Here is a 20,307-nt window from a genome sequence, read left to right on the forward strand (position 1 = left end):
AAAGTTATCAACATCTAAGATTAAAAAGCGGAACTTATCCTTACCAGCATATTGAATCTTTTGCTCAGCAAGCTGAGTTATCGCTCTCTTATTTAATAAGCCTGTAAGCGCATCCCGATTCAACAGATCGTAAAAGAAATCTTCTTTTACATCTTTCGTTAACTTCTCAACTTCTATAACACCAACGATTTTTGCCAGCTTCATCCTTTCATGAACTGCGCTAGCTCGAATAACCCAACGAACTACTTCTTTTCCTTTTGTTAAGATACTATTGATAAGTTGGTAATAAAAGTTCGATGTTCCCGCCATTAAATCTACACACATACTGGTAAGAATGGTTTTTTCCGTCTCTTTCACATAACCATTGTCTAATACTTCTTTTTTCCATAAAAGTAGAGGTTTTTGCGTAGCTATTATCTCTTGATTCCCACTCATCCAATAACATGTAAAATCTGTTGTATTCACATCATACGAAAAATAGAGATTAGGAGTTAAACTTAAGATGGTTCGATAATCCATAATCTCACACTCTTGTTTTGCTACTACTTGTTGAAATGACATGATATTATAAAAACGTATTTGATATAGAACTTCGTCCATGTATAGAATCCTTTGATTCTCTAAGACATAATACGCAATATAAAACTGTCCATCCTCAAGTCGAATATGTAAGGTTCCATTTTGTACTTCATTTTCCTTTAAATTCTGGACAACGAGGCAAAAGTCTTCCTGTTCCTCTTCATGCATTAACAGGAGAAGAGAATAAGGATAGCATTTCTCTTCGTCAATAATTCGATAGATCCCTTCGTCTCCAACCCTGATACGAAAGTCACTATCGAAAGTAGCACATCCCACATATGCTCCTCTTGTCAGTATCTTATTATCTTCCATTTGCTCACCTCTTAGGGATAATGATATTACAAAATCACCAAGTCAATCCAATTTCTTTATTTAAATATGTAAAAAATGTACTGGAATTTTCTTTCTGATACTTCCTTATTATAACATATGGAAAATAAAAATCAATTTTTTCTGTGACTTTTGGCCTATAAGTGTAACAATATTAGCCAATTAGTCATATATTGAGGCTTAGTTTTTAGGTTCTTACAGTATTTTTTACAATATTTCCTATATCCATATCTTGAAGCCGAAACACTACCCCGTCTCTTCGAGCATTTTATATCACTACTCTGCAGTTATATATAGTTAAAAATATAGCTCTACATCCAGAAATGGAGCATGATCGATAATAATCATACTCAAGACTTGATATAGAGCTTAAGAAAGATACAATCACTAATAAATGATTGTATCTTTCACTTATACTAATATATTCTATCACGATGTCCTATTGCTTTATTGTTCGGTAATTATTGCATAACATATGAGGTTTCAGCATCCACATATTGCTTTATGTTCGAAGCATTCACATATCTGGTTGCTATACCCTCTTTTACAACTAATAAAGTAGGTGCTTGCATAATATGATACTGCTTTGCTAATTCCATATATTCTTCAGCATCAATTACCTGATAATTAAAACCATCCAAATATCCTTTTGCTAATTTACAATTTGGACATGTTTTTGTAGTAAATAAATAACATCCATCCTTTGACATATAAGTCTCGTTATCATCAAGATTTAATGTAACCGCAGCCTCTTCAATAACTTTATTCGCACTAAGCAAATCACCGGTATTTAATGCATGAGTTAAATTATACTCTACTCTATTTTTATATTCCTGTGATTTTCCTTCATTCCAGTTTTGTACTGGTCTATAGTATCCAGTAATTCTACTATATACCTCCGCTTTTTCACCACATTCTGGACATACAAAGCTTTCACCTTTAATATATCCATGATTTTTACAGATCGAATAGGTTGGCGACATCGTATAATAAGGTAATTTATAGTTTTCTGAAATCGTACGAACTAATTTTGCAGCTGCTTCCCAATCCGGTAACTTTTCACCTAAAAAGGCATGGAATACGGTGCCAGAAGTATATAATGTTTGTAATTGGTCTTGCACATCAAGTGCAGAAAAAACATCGTCTGTGTAATCTACTGGAAGATGGGAACTATTCGTATAATACGGGGTATCTCCTTCATTTCCTGCAGTCTTAATATCCGACCAACGTTTTCTATCATGTTTTGCAAGACGATAGCTGGTTGATTCCGCTGGTGTTGCTTCTAGATTATATAAATCTCCGAATTCTACCTGATAATCGCCAAGACGCTCTCTCATGTGATTTAACACTTCTACAGAAAATTGCTGAGTTTTCTTATCTGTCATATCTTTACCAAGCCATTTTGCATTCAGTCCTACTTCATTCATACCAATCAGTCCAATGGTAGAGAAATGATTTTCAAAGGTTCCTAGATAACGTTTCGTGTATGGATATAATCCTTCTTCTAATAATTTCGTGATTACTTTTCTCTTCACCTTTAAGGATCTTGCGGAGATATCCATCATACGATCAAGTCTTTGATAAAATTCCGCCTGATTCGCAGATACATATGCAATACGTGGCATATTAATGGTAACAACACCAACAGAGCCAGTGCTTTCACCGCTACCAAAGAAACCACCCGTCTTTTTACGTAACTCACGTAAATCAAGTCTTAGACGACAGCACATGGAACGAACATCACTTGGTTCCATATCAGAGTTTATATAATTAGAGAAATAAGGGGTACCATACTTTGCAGTCATCTCAAATAATAATTGATTATTCTCTGTGTCTGACCAATCAAAATCTTTTGTTATGGAGTAAGTAGGAATTGGATATTGGAAACCACGTCCGTTCGCATCACCTTCGATCATAATTTCTATGAAGGCTTTGTTTACTAAATCCATCTCTTTCTTACAATCCTTATATTTAAAATCCATCTCTTTTCCGCCGACGATACATGGCAGTTCCGCTAAATCATTAGGAACTGTCCAGTCTAACGTAATATTGGAGAATGGTGCTTGTGTTCCCCAACGACTTGGAGTATTTACTCCATAAATAAAGCATTGAATACATTGCTTTACTTCTTCATAACTTAAATTATCTACTTTAACAAATGGAGCTAGGTAAGTATCAAAAGAGGAAAAAGCTTGGGCTCCTGCCCATTCGTTCTGCATGATCCCTAAGAAATTAACCATCTGGTTACATAAGGTGGAAAGGTGCTTTGCCGGAGATGAGGTAATTTTACCTGGAATTCCACCAAGCCCTTCTTTAATAAGTTGTTTTAAAGACCAACCTGCACAGTATCCTGTTAACATGGACAAATCATGAATATGTATGTCTGCGTTACGATGGGCATTTGCAATTTCTTCATCGTAAATCTCTGACAACCAATAATTTGCAGTGATCGCTCCAGAATTATGTAGAATTAATCCTCCAACAGAGTAAGTAACCGTAGAGTTTTCTTTTACTCTCCAGTCTTCCTCTTTCACGTACATATCTACAATTTCCTTATAATCTAAAATGGTAGATTTCATATTACGTATTTTTTCCCTATTCTTTCGATAAAGAATATAGGCTTTTGCCACATCGGTATACCCAGATTGTTCAAGTACATGCTCCACACTATCTTGAATATCTTCTACCGTAACCGTACTGTCTTTCAACTTGGTTTGAAAATCTGATGTAACACGCAAAGACAACAAATTAATGATATCCTCGTTATAAAGTTTTTGCGTAGCATTGAATGCTTTTGCAATGGCACTACTGATTTTTGAAAGCGCAAATTCGGCAATTTCACCGTCCCGTTTCACAACTTTAATCATGTGTACTTCTCCCTTCCTACCTAGATTGTTCAATAATAAATTCTATCAGAAAGCAATAGCAACGTCAAGGCTAACTACAACATATATTTTAAGATTTTAGTCCTACCACTACATATTGTGTTTCATTGTGTTCGCAAAAAAAGTCCGTAAAATAGCTTAAACACACGGTTTTCGTTATGTTTCGCTCACCTACGGACTTTTTACTAACACAATATAATCTATTTTTTATTATTTTATTAAAAATTTTGTTGCTATAATTGCTCCAAGCTTATTCTTGTTTACTCCGTACCAATTGGTTTGCAATATCCTTCGGTACATAAGCTTTTACAAAAATACCGCCTTCTTGATATTCCTCTTCTAACAGCTGCCCATACTTACGGATAAGCTGTATGCTCCCCGCTTCTTGGTAAGAAAATATATGCTCTAATAATACTTTTGCCTCTCGTAATACTTCTTCAATTAGATTTAGAAGTTCTACTACACCAACTCCATTTTTTGCAGAAATTTTTACGGTCTTATCTGCTTTTAAATCCTTCATTGGTTCTTCCTCTTGAACAAGATCTTGTTTATTAAAGACAGTAATCACCGTTTTATCTGTTACCTGTAGCTTTTTTAATGTTTCATAAACAATATGCATCTGTTTATAGGCCTGAGGATTCGAAGCATCCACAACATGTACGATGATATCGGCATACTTTGCTTCTTCTAAAGTAGAACGGAACGCATCAATCAAATGGTGGGGTAACTTTCTAATAAAACCAACGGTATCGGTTAATAATACCTGCTGCCCACTTTCTAATACTAGATTTCTAGTGGTGGGATCAAGTGTCGCAAAGAGCATATTGGCCTCTAACACATCGGCCTCAGTAAGACGATTTAGTAGTGTTGATTTACCGGCGTTGGTATAACCTACAATTGCAACAACCGGAATAGGATTTTTCATACGAAGAGAACGTGCAACTTCTCTGTTTTTCTTGATATCATCTAATTCCCGATTTAATTGAGCAATTCTATCCTTAATTAAACGACGGTCAATCTCAAGTTTCTTTTCACCAGGACCTCTAGTCCCAATACCACCACCCAGTCTTGATAAGGAGTTTCTCATACCAATTAACCTGGTAGAACGGTATTTTAACTGTGCCAATTCAACTTGAATCTTACCCTCCCTTGTACTTGCATGCTGGGCAAAGATATCTAGTATTATCATAGTACGATCCATTACCTTTGCCTGCAGTGCATCTTCAAGGTTTCTTAATTGAGCAGGAGATAATTCATCATCACAGATAATTCCTGTGGCACCTAACTGTTCAATCAGAAGACGGATTTCTTCAATCTTTCCCTTACCAACGTAAGTTCCAGGATGAATGCTCTCACGATTTTGAATGATTCTTCCAACGGTTATGGCACCTGCAGTATCTACAAGCTCCACAAGCTCATCTACTGACTCCTCGGTATCATCATTATCATTTTCGCTGACGGCAACCAGAATCACTTTTTCTTTCTCTTCTTTTATCTCATATAATTCTGACATAACTATAGGCTGTCCTCCTTATGGTTTCTTTACTGATCCAGATGTTTCTACTTGCTCAGATTTGTTTGTATTCGTTTCCTTACTAGCACCCTCTACTCTAGTTTTTAAGAAGGTAGCGTCTTTTTTTGCATCCACATCGTCTGGGTAACGATCCAGATACTTTTTCATCTTCTCGTATGCTTCGTTAAAGTTTCCAGTCTTTTCTAATAGTATAATCTCGTTTCTTAAAAGTTGCTGTTCAATCGTTACATCTGAGTATTTTTTTGCCTTCTTTAGACAATCCTTTGCCTTATCATACTCTTCCTCATTAAGATAACAGGTTAGAAGTTGATTATAAAACATTGCAGATACCATACCTTTTTGTTCCTCAAAGGTCTCAAAGTACGTGATCGCTTGCTTAAAATCACCTTCTTCTATACTTATTTCTCCTAGAAAGTAATTTGCATCTATAAAACCATTTTTTAATGACTGTTCTAATTGTAGCTTTGCATGTTCATAATTTTTTTGATAAAAATAAACCTTCGCAAGCTCAAAGCTATCTCTCTCTGAGTGGACTGGAAGCTCAGCTGCAATCTTTAGTACTTCTTCTGCCTCGGAGGTACGGGAGAGTTCTTTTAACGCTGCATATTTTCCAAAATAAAGATCAAAATCACCCTTAGAAATTTCTATTGCTTTATCATAGTCTTTGATACTCTCTTCATAATTACCAAGAATTCTATTAATATTCGCTCTCGCATTATAAATCGCAGCATCATCTTTTTTGGTCTCTAAAATTTCTGTATAGATTTTAGATGCTTCCTCAAGATTTCCACTTCTCTCTAGTGCATTTCCTTTGTAATATAAAATATCAGTATTTAAGTCTTTCTCTTCTGATATCCCAAGTGCTAAATCAAAATTTCTTATAGCCTCTTCATAAGATTGTGCATATAAATTTGCGATACCAATTCCACGATAAGCTTTCTTGTTGTTTTGTTTTACGATAGCTATTTCTTTCTCCATAATTATGCTTTCAAATTCTTTAATGGCATCTTCATATCGTGAGAGCTTAATCAATGTAAAACCATAATCTAAATAAAACTCTGCTTTATCCGGATTTGCTTTAATAGCATCTATAAAACTTTTCTCAGCCTTATCATATTCTCCAGCATCATAATAGGACATCGCTTTGCTATAACTTCGATTTGCCTTACTTAGCCCACAGCCGCTTAAAACAAGCGATAAACATAATACCGCTAGTAATGCTTTTTTCTTCCTCAATGTATCCATCCTCCATTTACCTTAGGTTAACGATTATTGTCATTATATAATTTTTTCCTACCATACACAAGGGTAGTAATGAAAAAAGGGACAAAAGAAGCCTTCCTAAAAGAAGTCTCCCCTTCCCTTAAGGAACTTCCTCTAAATTCTTATCGCAGATGGCAAACATTTGGATTGCATGACTTCTAATCAGAGTATTTAGAACTATAAAGAACTATAAATGTTAATAAAAAAAACATTTATAGTTCTTTTATGATTTTGTTTTGAAATTTTTATATAGGTAAGCTATCTCTGACGCAAAGAGCTCCCCACCCAACTGTAGGATTTGGGTAATCTTTGAAAGCTGGAAGGTGCTTTGCTCCACTGATTAAGTAAGCTTTCATCTTTTCACCATAAAGATATAAGTCGTTCCCTTTCACAATCCCCCATTCCATTAAAAGTGCAACTGATCCTGTAACAAATGGAGTTGCCATGGAGGTACCGGAACGAACAGTATACCCACCCCCTGGAGATGCTGAAATAATGTCGACACCAGGAGCAACCAAATCCGGTTTCACAGCTAAATCACTTCTGGTAAATCCACGCCCTGAAAAATATGCAAGACTGTTCGTATTCGAATCATAGGCACCTACACTAATAACTCCTGATGCAGTAGATGGTATCGTTAATGTAGTCTCTGGGGTAGGCCTTAAAAATCCAGTTTGACCGCTTAATACTCCCGAAGAAGGAAGCCACAAGTTATAATTGCCAACGATAATTCTCTTAGGCGTCAGTGTAATCTTCCAGATTCCAGGTATTAATAATTGCCCTACTGGAATTAATTCAATGTAAATTTCTTGCGCTTTATTTGAAGGAATAGGCTTTCCATAATAAAGTAGTATCTTTGTTTGTCTTAATTGGAATTGTTGGGAGCCAAGAATAGAAGGAATCGGTCCAACTACATCACCGCTTGGATGAACCAAAGAGATATCAAACTCATCGAAATAATTCTTCCAAATCTGTATGTTAATAGAAGTTTCTCCTTCTCCGATTGCTAGTTCAACGACTGCATTTACATTTGGACTTAAGACACCAGCGGTATGTGTCCTACTACTTCCCTCATTTCCAGTTCCAACGACGATACTGGTTTTCCAGTAATTAGCCGCCGTATCTATATATGTTTCTACGATCGCATTACCATCATGAGATCCATAGTTATTACCAAAACTAATATTAATCGCTAATGGTTGTTTTCTTGCAAGCGCAGTCTTTATTGCAAAATCTACACCTGTCATAAGTTGTGATGTCTTTGGAAACGATTGGCTAACTGGATTTCCCAATTTTACAACCAAAATATCACTTTTAGATGCAACTCCACGATACCTGCCATCAGTAGATCCGGATCCGGCAGCAATTCCAGTAACATGAGTACCGTGCCCCGATAAGTCCGTACTCGGTACTAGTCTCATTCGCTCCGACATATTGTAAACTGCCAAAGCAGCATTAATATCCTCCTCCGTGTACAAGGTTCCGTCAACGAAACCTTCTGGAGGTTTTCGATCCCCAGTAGGCTGAATTGTTTGATCCCAAATACCGATTATCCTTGTCTTTCCATCTGCTTTTCTAAAGTCTGGATGGGCATAATCAATTCCAGAATCAAGCACTGCAACAATTACACCTTCTCCAGATAGATTAAACGGTGGAGCCTGTACTGCTGTGATGCAAGAAGCCGCCTTTCCCTCCGTTACTTCGAAGGTTAACTGTTTCGGTTTTTCGATAAATTCAATCTCACTATATCCAACCAATCGGTCAATTTTATCCTGAGCAATGGTAATAATCGCATAACCACCTAATAATTCTACGAATTTAAATCCCAGTTCATCTGCTACCCTTTGCAGGCTACTATTAAATCTGACTATTAATTCCCACTGTCTTGTTTCTGGATCATACCCAACATCCAAATCCTGTGTCTGCTCTCGATCACGATTTGATACATCTAGTGCCAAATTCAGCTGATTATCTGCTTTTCCGCTATTCATGCTATCCTCTGGTTTTAACTCTTATCTCTAATATATTCTTATTTTACTACTTTTACCACTAAAACAAAAAGTCGAAGCCACTCGTCAACAAACGGCTTCAACTTTTATTAACTTATTTTACCAATTACTATAAAACTCCTTCATTAAGAAAAAGGCAGGCTTTTTATAGCTTTTATCTGCAGAGAGCAGTCCTTTTATATTATAGTAATGTTGCATCGTATGAAGTCTTCTCGGACACCTAAAATCAAACAAAATCCAAGGGCTAATTCCTTTGATATAGCTTATTTTACTCAGTGTTTCAATTTGATCACGGTAAATTTTAAGCTGTCTGTCTTCTGTGTACAAATCATCCTCGGTTCCCCTTGCACCAGCTCTTGCATCTGCTCCAAATTCACTAATAATGACAGGTTTATCTGGTTTACTATTTTCAAATATCTTGATTAACTTTGTAAAATCTGGTTCATACCAACCAAAATATTCGTTAAGACCTATAATATCAATAATATCAGCCAATCGATCAGCAATACAAAGTTGTTTAAGGTCTACTAGGCAAGCTGCGGAGATCATTCTTGTGGAATCAAGCTCTCTTGCTTTATTCACTAAATTACTCATAAATCTAAGCCGTGCATCAGAATCTGCATTTTCATTACCTACTGACCAGATAATTACACTTGCTCTATTTCTATCTCTTAGAATCAATTCAGAAAGTTGATTTGATGCATCTGCATAGGTATCTGGATTATCAAATTCGATAGCCCAATAAACAGGAATCTCCTCCCATAGCATAATACCAATTTCATCTGCAATACGTGCTGCCTTTTCTGAGTGTGGATAATGTGCCAGCCTCATGTAATTACAGTTCATCTCTTTTGCCAAACGGAAGTTCTCTCTGATTTCGTCTTCTGTTACTGCCTTCCCATTGATAACACTTTCCTCATGTGCGCTGATACCTTTTAGCAATATCTTCTTTCCGTTTAAATAGATATCTGTTCCATAAACTTTAATTTCACGGAATCCAATTTTTTCTTTGACACAGTCCTCTCCGTAGCGCAAAATCACATCATAAAGTTTTGGATTTTCAGTGGACCAAAGTTCAGGATGCGCCTTTAGTTGAAACTCAACCACACCATCCTTTACTTCAAACACTTGATTCATCTGTAATTCTTTAATTTCTAATTGAACACTGCTGTTGGTACTACTTCCCTCCAGAGTGATTTTTCCTGCTATCTTTTCATAACTTCCATCTGGAAGAAGATATAAAAATGCATCTTTTATAAAGGATTCTGGCATACGAATTATCTCAACATCACGATAAATTCCCCCATAATTAAACCAATCCGTATTTTCACAAGGTACATTGGTCCGCTTTCTTGTATTATTTGCAACTACCATGATTCGATTATCATCCGATAAAATTCCTGTCACTTCAATTACAAATGGTGTGGATCCACCTTGATGCATTCCCACAAATTGTTTGTTTACAAATACTTTGGCATCGTAATTAACTGCACCAAACTTAAGGAAGATTTTCTTTTCTCCTTGATTTTTGTAGCGAAAGGTTCGGGTATATACTACGCTGCCCTCGTATAGGAAATTTCTTTCCGACTGAGTATTCCAACAGGATGGTACCTTCATGGTTTCCCATGTGTCGAAACTAAAATCCACTGGATACTGTCTTCCATCTTCATCAAAATAAACCTCTTCGAACCACTTTGCTCTAAGGCAGTTATCATATTGATCGATTCCATAATTCCATGTCCCATTTAAATATTCTTTGTCTCTATAATAATCAAGAAATAAACTATCACTCTTTATCATTTTACTTCTATAATAATCTTCATAATTAACTTTATGGATTGATTCTTGAAAAGTTCCGTTTTCTTCTTTTATCATATTAATACCCAACCTTTCCATAACCTGCAAACTTTTGGTCGCAGGTACTATCTCTGTACAGTGAACTATATAACTATCCACTATTTTAAAAAATGTTTCTACACTAACTTTAGTTCCATGATACATCTTACTATGAAACTATTAATTGAAGCATGATAACACTTTATATAAAATATTAATGAAATATAAAGATTTCCATATCATTATAAAGGAAGCAGGTTCTTTAGCATTTAACTGGCCTTAGAACCTGCCTCTGAATTTGGCAAGAAAAAGCACGCTTCGCGAACTTTTCCTTGTCATGAATTATTACTTACTAGAATCTTTGTTTTGATTATTCAACAAAGCTATCCACAATATTTTTTCCTCTTTCGTTTAGATTGTTGATACAATCATCTAATGTTTCTCCACCTACAAGATACTTTTCGATTTCTTCTACAAAAAGGGAATCGATCTCAGCATTGTAACCAGGGGCTGTCATTGGAGCATTCATCTCAAGTTTAGGATTCTTTAAAACATTTTTCACGGAATCCATATCATATAATGTATCTGGATTTTCACCTACTATGAATGGTAAAATCGTATCAAGATTCATATTCTTTTCTGCTGTTAAACCGCCTGCACGAATATAAGCACCCTCTGTAGTATAGAATCTGATAAATTTATATGCATCTTCTGGATATTTTGATGATTTCGGAATACTGAACATTTTGGTATCGGAGAAAGTACGGCCTTCCACACCATTACCCCAAGTAGGAAGTGGAGCAAAGCAAGTTTTAAAATTATGTGGCCATTTTTCAGCATCTTTAATTTCTGCTAACATCCATGTTCCAGTTGGAAGCATAGCTACTTTTTCACCAAAAAATTCATTTCTATAAGCTAAATTGGATGTTTTGATATCAATAAGTGGCACAGAAGTTTCATCTACATTTTCCATATCAGATCTAAACTGTAACCAATCTTTTAAGTTAGGGTCATCAAAATTTAAAGATCCATCTGTTTTATAATAAGCATTATCCATCTTTGTTGAATATACACCCATTAATCCATAGTTCTGCCATGTGTGGAAATAGGAGCCATAAATCTTATCAAGGCCACTACCTTTTGTAAGCTTTTTCGCATACTCTCTGTAATCATCCCAAGTCCAACTTGTTGGTACAGGAAGCCCAGCATCATCTAACATATCTTTGTTCATCATGATAAACCATGGTGTAACGTCAATTGGACAAGCATAGAAACTTCCGTCAACCTGAGAGCTTACACTATAAACGTCATCATAGTTAATTCCCTCTGCTTGAATAAACTGATCCAATGGTTGATACAAATTTCTCTGTACTTTACTAACACATTTTGCAACAGAAGATTCTAGAACTGCATCCACTTTCTCACCAGAGAGAAGAAGCAAATCCACTTTCTCCGTATACTTCACATTATCATTTTCAACAGGATATTGCATATCAACCTTAATGTTAGGATATTTGCTTTCAAATGCTGCAATTACCTTATCATTTTGCTCTTTTAAGGATGCTTCCCATGAATATACTACAATGGTGTTCTGCTTCCCTGGATCTGTCTTTGCAGCTTCTGTTGGTTTCACTGTTGAAGTGTTGTTGGTATTTCCCCCGTTGTCTTTACTACCAGCATCACTGTTACTGCTTTTCGCACCACAACCAGTAAATACTAATGTGATACCTAGCATTAATGCTAATGCTTTTGAAAATCGTTTCATAAAATATTCCTCCCTTAATATATTAAAATTTTTATTACTTCCATAGAAATCTTGTCGCAATCCTGCGAATTTGGGCGACAGCACAATATCTGCACGTTAGGCTAGATATTTGCTGAGGACGACGCAGGCACAAATATCCGTGTGAAGTTTTAGAATTTCTTAGGTGGCGTCTTTTGGCGCCTTAGAAATTCTCTTCACACCTCTATCCTTTTACAGCTCCGACCATCATTCCATCCATTATGTATTTTTGTCCAAATAAAAAGACCACGAGAAGAGGAATGATAGCACACACTGCAGCAACCATAATCAGAGAGTAATAGCTTGTGTATTCCGTCATAAATTTCGTCATACCAAGTGGTATGGTATATAATTTTTCACTTTTTAAGAAAATTAAAGGGTTCTGATAATCATTCCAAGTCCATACAAATTTCAACATTGCGAGAGTTGCTAGTGCTGGCTTCGTAACCGGAAGTATAATTCTTAAAAATATTTTGCCATGACCTGCACCATCAATTTTTGCTGATTCAGACAATGCTGTCGGAATGGCCGTCATAAACTGTTTTAATAAAAACATACCATAAATACTAAACGATCCAAGTAATATCAATCCAAGATGCTTATCAAATAACTTTAAAGATCGAAATATCATAAATTTCGGTATAATCGTTACTTGATCAGGAATCATCATCATACTGATATAAAGAAGAAACAATCCATCTCGAAATTTAAATTCAATTTTTGAAAATGCATAAGCGCCCATGGCAGAAATTAAAACCTGTAGAAATGTCGTAAGTAAAGTAACCTTAATGGAGTTTAAATAAAAAATACCGAAATTATATCTACCACTCCAAACTTCTTTGTAATTTTCTATGACATTGAATCTTTTCGGTATCCATTCCACAGGATATTTAAATACATCTGCCTCAACTTTCATAGAAGCTGAAATCATCCATAGTAGCGGGAGAACCATTGTTAGAGCCATAATTCCCAAACCTATGGTTGCAACGATACGTAATATATTTTTTCTTGTCACTGCTTTATTCGTCATTTTCTTTCTCCTTACTCATAGGTAACCCATTTTTTCTGTCCAATCCATTGTATTATAGTTACTATAAAGATAATAACAAACATAATCCAAGCTGCGGAACTAGCACTGCCCATATCATAGAATTTAAAAGCCTCTCTATAGATATATAAAGCAAGTACCGTAGTAGAGGTTCCAGGACCTCCCTGAGTAAGAACATTGACCTGATCAAATACCTTAAAGGAATTAATAATTCCCATAATAACTAAAAAGAAAGTAGTCGGTGATACCATCGGAATAGTAATAAACCTAAATTTGCTAAGCGCACCTGCCCCATCAATTTCAGCTGCTTCGTATAAATCAGTAGGTACAGAACTAAGACCAGCGATATAAACCACCATGTTATAACCAAGATTTTGCCATATATACATCGCAATTAATGCTGGCATCGCCCATTTCATATCAGCTAACCAGTTCGGTGGCTTATTAACCCCAATACTGAGAAGAAACTGATTTACTGGACCGTACTTCGGTTGCAAAACAATCATCCATACAATTGCAATGGCTACAGTACTTGATATATACGGTAAAAACATCATTGCCTTAAGCGTACGTTTAAAATAAGCTGCTCTTGTCAAAATTACTGCAAGTATTAAGGCTATGGATACTCCAATTACAACAGTCGTTACAGTAAACACAATACTGTTTTTCATAGAATCTGTAAACCAAATATCTTTAAAAATAATTTTGAAATTTTTTAATCCGACAAACTTTATGTTGCTGATACCGGATGCCATATCCCACTTTACAAAACTTAATACTAGCGAAAACAGGACTGGAAATAAAAAGAAGACTAAAAAGCCCAAAAAACTAGGTGCAAGAAAAAGTATGGCTGCCAGGGCTTCTTTACTCATTTTTTTCTTCATAACTTTCTCCTTCCTACATTGATCTCTCCAAGCTAACCATACCATGTAATTTTCTTAAAATATGGTATACGAAACATCAATGGTACAGAAAGCCTGTGTATCAACTAACTACATCCATCATAGCATGGTAATTTCATTAAAAAAATGTCCGTTTCTTACTTCCTTATGCCCAATAATTACTTCTTATTAAAATCCACTACACATTCAAATGAAACGTGCTATACTAATTAAAGCTTATAAAGAGTAAAGTTTTTACGAAACAATAAACGTATGCTTCGCGATCTTATCCCTGCCATAAAAGTGCTTAAGCACCAGAAAAGAGGTAACATGGAACGGTTTAAATTATCAAATATCAGCATTTATAAAAAACTCTTGGCTGCCTTCGTTATTATCATAATATTACCTCAAATAACCTCCTACCTAATTGCAGAACAATCCAGTAAAAAACTGATTGTTGGGCAACTATCTTCTGAAACCATGAGCTCTTTACAAATGGCTTCCGATAATATTAATACTCTACTAAAACGAATGACCTCCATAGCATTGTTTGTAAATTCAGATAAAGGCATCAAAGATCTCATTGAAGATGAAAGTAAATCCTTAACCAGCAATATGATTACAACTGATAATAACTTAAGAAATTTAGAGCGGATAAATAACTTTAACAGCTTTATTGAAAATATTGCTTATAATATGATAGGTACAAGATGTTACATTACGGTAATCACAAAATCCGGTAACCGTTATACAAATTGGAGCAGTAGTGGCCCTAGTTCTACTACTTTCCTTGAAAAATATACGCCAAATAACTTACAGAATAAGTCCCCCGGATTTATCTGGGAATTTCTTGATAAAAACTATATTGACAGTGATAGTAAAGCCTATCCGTATATCTTAACCCTAGTAAAAAATATATACGATAATTCAGGAAAGAAATTGTACGGTACTTTTATTATCAGTATCCCAGAAATCGAACTGAGTAATTTAATCGTTTCTTCCAGTGAACGACTCCAGACAAGACGAGCAGTATTAGATAAAAATAATATCGTAATCTCCTCCAACCAATCAGAGTGGATTGGTAAAACCTTTTCAGATATTATAAGTACTAACATCCCTGAAGAACCTAAGGGTTATTTTATTACAAAAGGCGACTCGAAGAAAATTATCTCTTATTCTCACTTGGATTCTATGACAATTATAGATGTAAAGTCTTATGATTCCATAACAAAACAGCTTCGAATAACGACAAATCGCCTTTTGATATTTAACTTCTTTTTTATTTTGTTATATTTATTTATATCTGCTTTAATTGCTAAAAACCTAGTTAATCCAATACATAGATTAAGTAAGAAAATGCTTGATACCAACTTTGAAACTCCTATCGCAGAGCCGCAGGGAAATCGTATGGATGAAATCGGAATTCTCGAAAAAACCTTTTATATAATGCGAGAAAATATCAGTAAGCTTATTCAGGATAATCAAGAGAAGGAAAAAAAGAAACGAGAAAGTGATATGAAATTCCTGCAATCTCAAATCAGTCCGCATTTTTTATTCAATACCCTTAATACAATACGATGGGCAGGCATCAATAATAATACCCAAAAGGTAGCAGATATGGTCCTTGCTTTATCAAACTTGCTAAGAATGACAATAGTAAAAGAGAATGACCTGATTACCATTTCGGAAGAAATTAATACTTTAAAAAGTTATGCCCTCATTATACAGATGAGACATTCTACACAATTTGAACTAATCAGTAATTTACCAGAGGAACTTTTGACTTACCATATTCCGAAACTACTCTTACAGCCTATTGTTGAAAATTCTATTATTCATGGATTTGAAAATATAGATAACGAAGGAATTATTGAGATAAATAGCAGAAAAGATGACCAGTTTATGATTCTCTCAATCATAGATAATGGTTCCGGAATGGACCTTAATTCATCGCTCGATGGAAAAAGCAAAAAAGAGTTTAAATTTTCAGGAATTGGAATTAAGAATATTGACGAACGTATTAAACTATATTTTGGTACAAAATATGGGATTAAAATAATCAGTAGCGTAAATCAAGGGACAACCGTTGAATTATGGCTCCCGCTTCATGATTCCTATTATGATAGAAAGGAAGAAACGATTTGATTCGAACAATAATTGTAGAAGACGATATCGAAATGTTAAATGGCTTACTTCATATTATTACTTGGGAAGATTACGGATACGTTATTGTAGGTAAGGCAGAAAATGGAGTAGAAGCACTTAATATTGTAAAAGAAAAATTACCCGATTTGATAATCACAGATATTACAATGCCGAAAATGAATGGTCTCGACTTAATCAAATCAGCAAAAGAATATAAATCAGGTATTAAAAGTATTATCATCAGCTGTAATGAAGATTTTAATTATGCTAGAGAAGCTATTAAATTAGAGGCAGATGATTACATTCTAAAACATACTATTACAAAAGAAAGTTTGATTAATACATTGGAACAGTTTCGTAGAAAGTTTGTTGAGGAACGTCAACAGCAAACATCTTTTGAAGACGCTATCCATAAACTAAAAGCTAATAAATTCATTCTGTTGGAACAGTTTTTCTCAGATATATCCGAAGGAATACTATTACAGGATCAGGAAATACTTCATCAAGCGAAAAAGATGAATCTTAAAATTCCCGAAAAAAACATGAGAATAATATCAATGTACATTGATAACTTAGAAAGTGTCATCTCCGATCACACAATTAAAGAATACAGCCTTCTAAAATTTGCTTTTTTAAATGTAATGGAAGAAACCATTGGGAATAGCGATGAAATTATCCTTTTCCCATATGACAGAGGTGCCATTGGAATTCTTTATGATGATACCTTAGTATCCACAAATACTATGCAGCAACTAATTAAGAAATTAATATCCAATGCCACTTCCTTTTTACACCTACCTTTATCCGCCTGCTTTAGTTGTGTTTTTCATTCCATGAAGGACATTGGAAAAGTCTTGAAGCAAAACGAAGTTCTCCGCTCCTATTATTTTTATAGCGGTTCTTTACAGATTATATTAAAGCCTACCCTTGATGCTTATCCTATCTCCGATTTGTATCAGACATATGGAGCTGATTTTAAGTATCTTTTAAGTTTACAAAATAAGATACGCCTAAAGAAATATACAGAGGATTTGTTTTCCCGTTTGGAATCAGAGAAATATGATTCCACTTCTGTGAAACAACTTTTACGCCGTTTAGAAATTGATATGAAACTATTTCTTGAAAAATATCAAATCAATCTGTGTACCTTCTCCTTGGAGGGTGATACTTTTGACCATTTAAAAAAGATATTTTTCGATATGATTGATTGTATGTTTGAACAGCTTTCCAAGCCAGAAAATAAGTCTAGCCGTCCAGAAATAAAAAAAGTACTTATCTTTATTAGTACTCATATCGGAGATGAGATAACTTGTGAAAACATGGCAAGCTATATCAATATGAATAGCAATTATTTTAGCAGATTATTTAAAAATGAAATGGGTATCGGGTTTTCAGAATATCTTCTTAATAAGCGTATTCATATAGCTACGGAGTTATTAAAAAATTCTGACTGTCCGATTCATGAGATATCAAGAATCGTTGGCTTTGAAAGCCCTAGCTATTTCCATCGGGCTTATAAAAAGGTCACAGGAATTACCCCAGGAGATGCTAGAGAATATAAGTAATCAATCTCTATTTGAGAGTGAATTAGTATTTGTAACATAAAATGGTACCTTGAAATGGCTTTTACAGACCATATCAAAGTACCTTTTTTTTGATTATTTTTAGTGAGCTATTTTACGACAGCTCCTTCAATAATCCTAAAATCCTAATTTAACGATTCCTAATAGTTTTCAGCTTTTACCTGGTAATAAGCCTGTGGATGTGCACAAACTGGACAAAGCTGTGGAGCTTCCTTACCAATAATCACATGCCCACAATTTCTGCACTGCCAGATAGCATCTCCATCCTTTGAGAATACTAAACCTTTCTCAACATTCTCAAGAAGCTTTAGGTATCTTTCCTCATGTTCTTTCTCAATCTTTGCAACACCTTCAAATAAATCTGCGATGTGACCAAAGCCTTCTTCTCTTGCTTCCTTAGCAAAGCCTGCATACATATCAGTCCACTCATAGTTCTCACCTGCTGCAGCATCTTTTAGATTCTGTGTAGTATCACCGATACCGTTATGTAATAACTTATACCATAACTTCGCATGCTCTTTCTCATTCTCCGCTGTCTCTAAGAATAGTGCAGCAATCTGTTCATATCCTTCTTTTTTTGCCTTACTTGCAAAATAAGTGTATTTGTTTCTTGCTTCGGATTCTCCTGCGAATGCAGCTTTTAAGTTTGCCTCTGTTTTTGTACCTTTTAAATTTGCCATAATATTACCATCCTTTCTATCTTATTAATATATAATGAGAATCATTATTAAATTCCTACTTTTTATTCTAACTTATAAAAATTAGTATGTCAATGGTAGATACTAATCATAAAATTCCTTATGGTAGATCCTTATTATATGAAAGTTACTCATTATAGAAATCCTTATATTAGATACTCATAGATACTCATTATAGAAATCCTTTTCGTGAGCAAAAAAATAAATAGGTTGTTATCATTAGACGAATCATAATGATAGGAACCTATTTACCTATAGCAAAATTTTGTTCTTTGCAGATTATCAAAGATTAATATTTACGGAATCTTTGGTAACGGGTTTCTACAAGAGTTTCCCCTTTATCCGAGTAACGTTTTATGAATTCTAAGATACCTTGTTTTAAAGACCAAGCAACATGCTCCATGTTACCAGTGTTTAAAGTAACTTTAATTTCGTTATCCTCATCCTTTTCCTCTAAATCAGTAATAAATTCAGAAACCGGTTCAGATTCATCACCCAAAAGTAACATCGCTTCTTTCTCTGTCTCTTCTATCGATAATTCAGGGAATACCTGATCAATAATCTTTAATTCTAATAAATCATCTGCTGTTATTTTCATTATAGCTGCAGCTTCATCCGCTCTCTTACTATCCTTCCACAATATAGAAGCAAATCCTTCTGGAGATAGGATAGAATACGTTGCATTTTCTAGCATCCAAACCTCATCTGCAACAGCAAGTGCTAGAGCTCCACCACTTCCGCCTTCCCCTATTACTATGGAGAGGATTGGAGTCTTTAAGGAAGACATCTCATATAGATTCTTCGCAATGGCTTCTCCTTGCCCTCGCATCTCTGCCTCAATACCACAAAATGCTCCAGGGGTATCAACAAAGCATATGACAGGACGATGGAATTTTTCTGCCTGCTTCATTAGACGAAGTGCCTTACGATATCCTTCTGGGTTTGGCATACCAAAATTACGTTTCATGTTTTGCTTGATATTACGACCCTTTTGCTGCCCAATCACAGTAACCGGTATCCCGTCAATCATCGCAATCCCACCGACAATTGCACCATCATCTCTGCAATAGCGGTCACCATGCAACTCTAAAAAACGATCAAAAATATGACTCATATAATCTATACTTGTTGGACGTTCCGTTCCTCTTGCAATCTTCACCCGTTCCCAAGCAGATATTTTATTCTCCATAACTCACCTCATTTTTACGCACTAGTCTTATTAGAACTCATTTAGTTCTGACGTCTCTACTTGTTCTTCCTCTTCATAGAGAGATTCATTACTAGGGTTCATACTTGTTTTTATTAAGAAAGATAACACTTGTTTTAAACGGCTGCGTTTTACAATTTTATCGACAAATCCATGCTCTAATAAAAACTCTGCACGTTGAAATCCTTCTGGTAACTTCTGACCGATGGTCTGCTCAATAACACGTGGACCTGCAAATCCAATTAATGCTCCAGGCTCTGCAAGAATTACATCGCCAAGCATCGCAAAACTTGCAACGACACCACCAGTGGTTGGATCTGTAAGAATCGGAATATAAATTAATCCGGCATCCGAATGACGTTTTAGGGCTGCACTTGTTTTTGCCATCTGCATAAGAGAAATTATACCCTCCTGCATTCTAGCTCCGCCTGAACAGCAAAATAGTATCAACGGCTGACGATTTTCTGTTGCATTTTCTATTAGCCTTGTGATTTTCTCACCGACTACACCACCCATACTTCCCATT

General features: G+C 35.2%; 12 protein-coding genes and 1 pseudogene. 2 read left to right on the top strand and 11 right to left on the bottom strand.

Features of this window, described 5'->3' with window-relative positions:
* The 9 genes from RTP52_RS10010 to RTP52_RS10050 form a co-directional block, all read right to left on the bottom strand.
* A partial coding sequence (locus tag RTP52_RS10010) for a hypothetical protein (RefSeq protein WP_312370965.1) occupies window positions 1-891 on the bottom strand: 891 nt, incomplete at its 3' end.
* A gap of 479 nt (window positions 892-1,370) precedes the next feature.
* Window positions 1,371-3,776 carry a ribonucleoside triphosphate reductase gene (locus tag RTP52_RS10015; protein WP_312370968.1) on the bottom strand — a complete coding sequence of 802 codons (2,406 nt, stop codon included), beginning with the start codon at window positions 3,774-3,776 and terminating at the stop codon, window positions 1,371-1,373.
* Window positions 3,777-4,044: 268 nt separating this feature from the next.
* Window positions 4,045-5,307 carry a GTPase HflX gene (gene hflX, locus RTP52_RS10020; protein ID WP_312101763.1) on the bottom strand — a complete coding sequence of 421 codons (1,263 nt, stop codon included), beginning with the start codon at window positions 5,305-5,307 and terminating at the stop codon, window positions 4,045-4,047.
* A gap of 18 nt (window positions 5,308-5,325) precedes the next feature.
* Window positions 5,326-6,564, bottom strand: a complete 1,239-nt coding sequence (locus RTP52_RS10025; protein ID WP_312370971.1) for a tetratricopeptide repeat protein — start codon at window positions 6,562-6,564, stop codon at window positions 5,326-5,328.
* A gap of 272 nt (window positions 6,565-6,836) precedes the next feature.
* Entirely contained in the window at window positions 6,837-8,582 is a 1,746-nt protein-coding gene (locus RTP52_RS10030; protein WP_312370973.1) for a S8 family peptidase, read from the bottom strand.
* A gap of 117 nt (window positions 8,583-8,699) precedes the next feature.
* On the bottom strand, window positions 8,700-10,496 hold the full coding sequence (locus tag RTP52_RS10035; protein ID WP_312370975.1) for a glycoside hydrolase family 2 protein: 1,797 nt from the start codon (window positions 10,494-10,496) through the stop codon (window positions 8,700-8,702).
* 310 nt (window positions 10,497-10,806) lie between these two features.
* Window positions 10,807-12,201: an ABC transporter substrate-binding protein gene (locus tag RTP52_RS10040; RefSeq protein ID WP_312107073.1), complete on the bottom strand. Its 1,395-nt coding sequence runs from the start codon at window positions 12,199-12,201 to the stop codon at window positions 10,807-10,809.
* A gap of 202 nt (window positions 12,202-12,403) precedes the next feature.
* Window positions 12,404-13,249, bottom strand: a complete 846-nt coding sequence (locus RTP52_RS10045) for a carbohydrate ABC transporter permease (RefSeq protein WP_312107072.1) — start codon at window positions 13,247-13,249, stop codon at window positions 12,404-12,406.
* An 11-nt stretch (window positions 13,250-13,260) separates the two neighbouring features.
* On the bottom strand, window positions 13,261-14,151 hold the full coding sequence (locus RTP52_RS10050) for a carbohydrate ABC transporter permease (RefSeq protein ID WP_312107070.1): 891 nt from the start codon (window positions 14,149-14,151) through the stop codon (window positions 13,261-13,263).
* A gap of 327 nt (window positions 14,152-14,478) precedes the next feature.
* Here RTP52_RS10050 and RTP52_RS10055 point away from each other — a divergent pair, with 327 nt between their 5' ends.
* Both RTP52_RS10055 and RTP52_RS10060 read left to right on the top strand, forming a co-directional pair.
* Window positions 14,479-16,293, top strand: coding sequence for a cache domain-containing sensor histidine kinase (locus tag RTP52_RS10055; protein ID WP_312370979.1), 1,815 nt, complete (start codon window positions 14,479-14,481; stop codon window positions 16,291-16,293).
* On the top strand, window positions 16,290-17,858 hold the full coding sequence (locus tag RTP52_RS10060) for a response regulator transcription factor (protein ID WP_312370981.1): 1,569 nt from the start codon (window positions 16,290-16,292) through the stop codon (window positions 17,856-17,858). The genes RTP52_RS10055 and RTP52_RS10060 overlap by 4 nt, the downstream gene beginning before the upstream one ends.
* Window positions 17,859-18,016: 158 nt before the next feature.
* Here the strand turns inward: RTP52_RS10060 and rbr are convergent, their stop codons facing one another.
* Together rbr and RTP52_RS20390 are read right to left on the bottom strand one after the other, a co-directional pair.
* Window positions 18,017-18,556, bottom strand: coding sequence for a rubrerythrin (gene rbr, locus RTP52_RS10065; protein WP_312104362.1), 540 nt, complete (start codon window positions 18,554-18,556; stop codon window positions 18,017-18,019).
* Window positions 18,557-18,863: 307 nt separating this feature from the next.
* Window positions 18,864-20,307, bottom strand: a pseudogene (locus tag RTP52_RS20390) (acetyl-CoA carboxylase carboxyltransferase subunit alpha); the annotation flags it as partial.

It is taken from the genome of Lachnoclostridium sp. (assembly GCF_031997925.1).
Taxonomy (GTDB): Bacteria; Bacillota; Clostridia; order Lachnospirales; family Lachnospiraceae; genus Lachnoclostridium.

Excerpts from the sequence above, each read along its gene's own strand:
- RTP52_RS10015 (WP_312370968.1), bottom strand. The coding sequence starts at position 3,776 with ATGATTAAAGTTGTGAAACGGGACGGTGAAATTGCCGAATTTGCGCTT.
- hflX (WP_312101763.1), bottom strand. The coding sequence starts at position 5,307 with ATGTCAGAATTATATGAGATAAAAGAAGAGAAAGAAAAAGTGATTCTG.
- RTP52_RS10030 (WP_312370973.1), bottom strand. The coding sequence starts at position 8,582 with ATGAATAGCGGAAAAGCAGATAATCAGCTGAATTTGGCACTAGATGTA.
- RTP52_RS10035 (WP_312370975.1), bottom strand. The coding sequence starts at position 10,496 with ATGGAAAGGTTGGGTATTAATATGATAAAAGAAGAAAACGGAACTTTT.
- RTP52_RS10040 (WP_312107073.1), bottom strand. The coding sequence starts at position 12,201 with ATGAAACGATTTTCAAAAGCATTAGCATTAATGCTAGGTATCACATTA.
- RTP52_RS10045 (WP_312107072.1), bottom strand. The coding sequence starts at position 13,249 with ATGACGAATAAAGCAGTGACAAGAAAAAATATATTACGTATCGTTGCA.
- RTP52_RS10050 (WP_312107070.1), bottom strand. The coding sequence starts at position 14,151 with ATGAAGAAAAAAATGAGTAAAGAAGCCCTGGCAGCCATACTTTTTCTT.
- RTP52_RS10055 (WP_312370979.1), top strand. The coding sequence starts at position 14,479 with ATGGAACGGTTTAAATTATCAAATATCAGCATTTATAAAAAACTCTTG.
- rbr (WP_312104362.1), bottom strand. The coding sequence starts at position 18,556 with ATGGCAAATTTAAAAGGTACAAAAACAGAGGCAAACTTAAAAGCTGCA.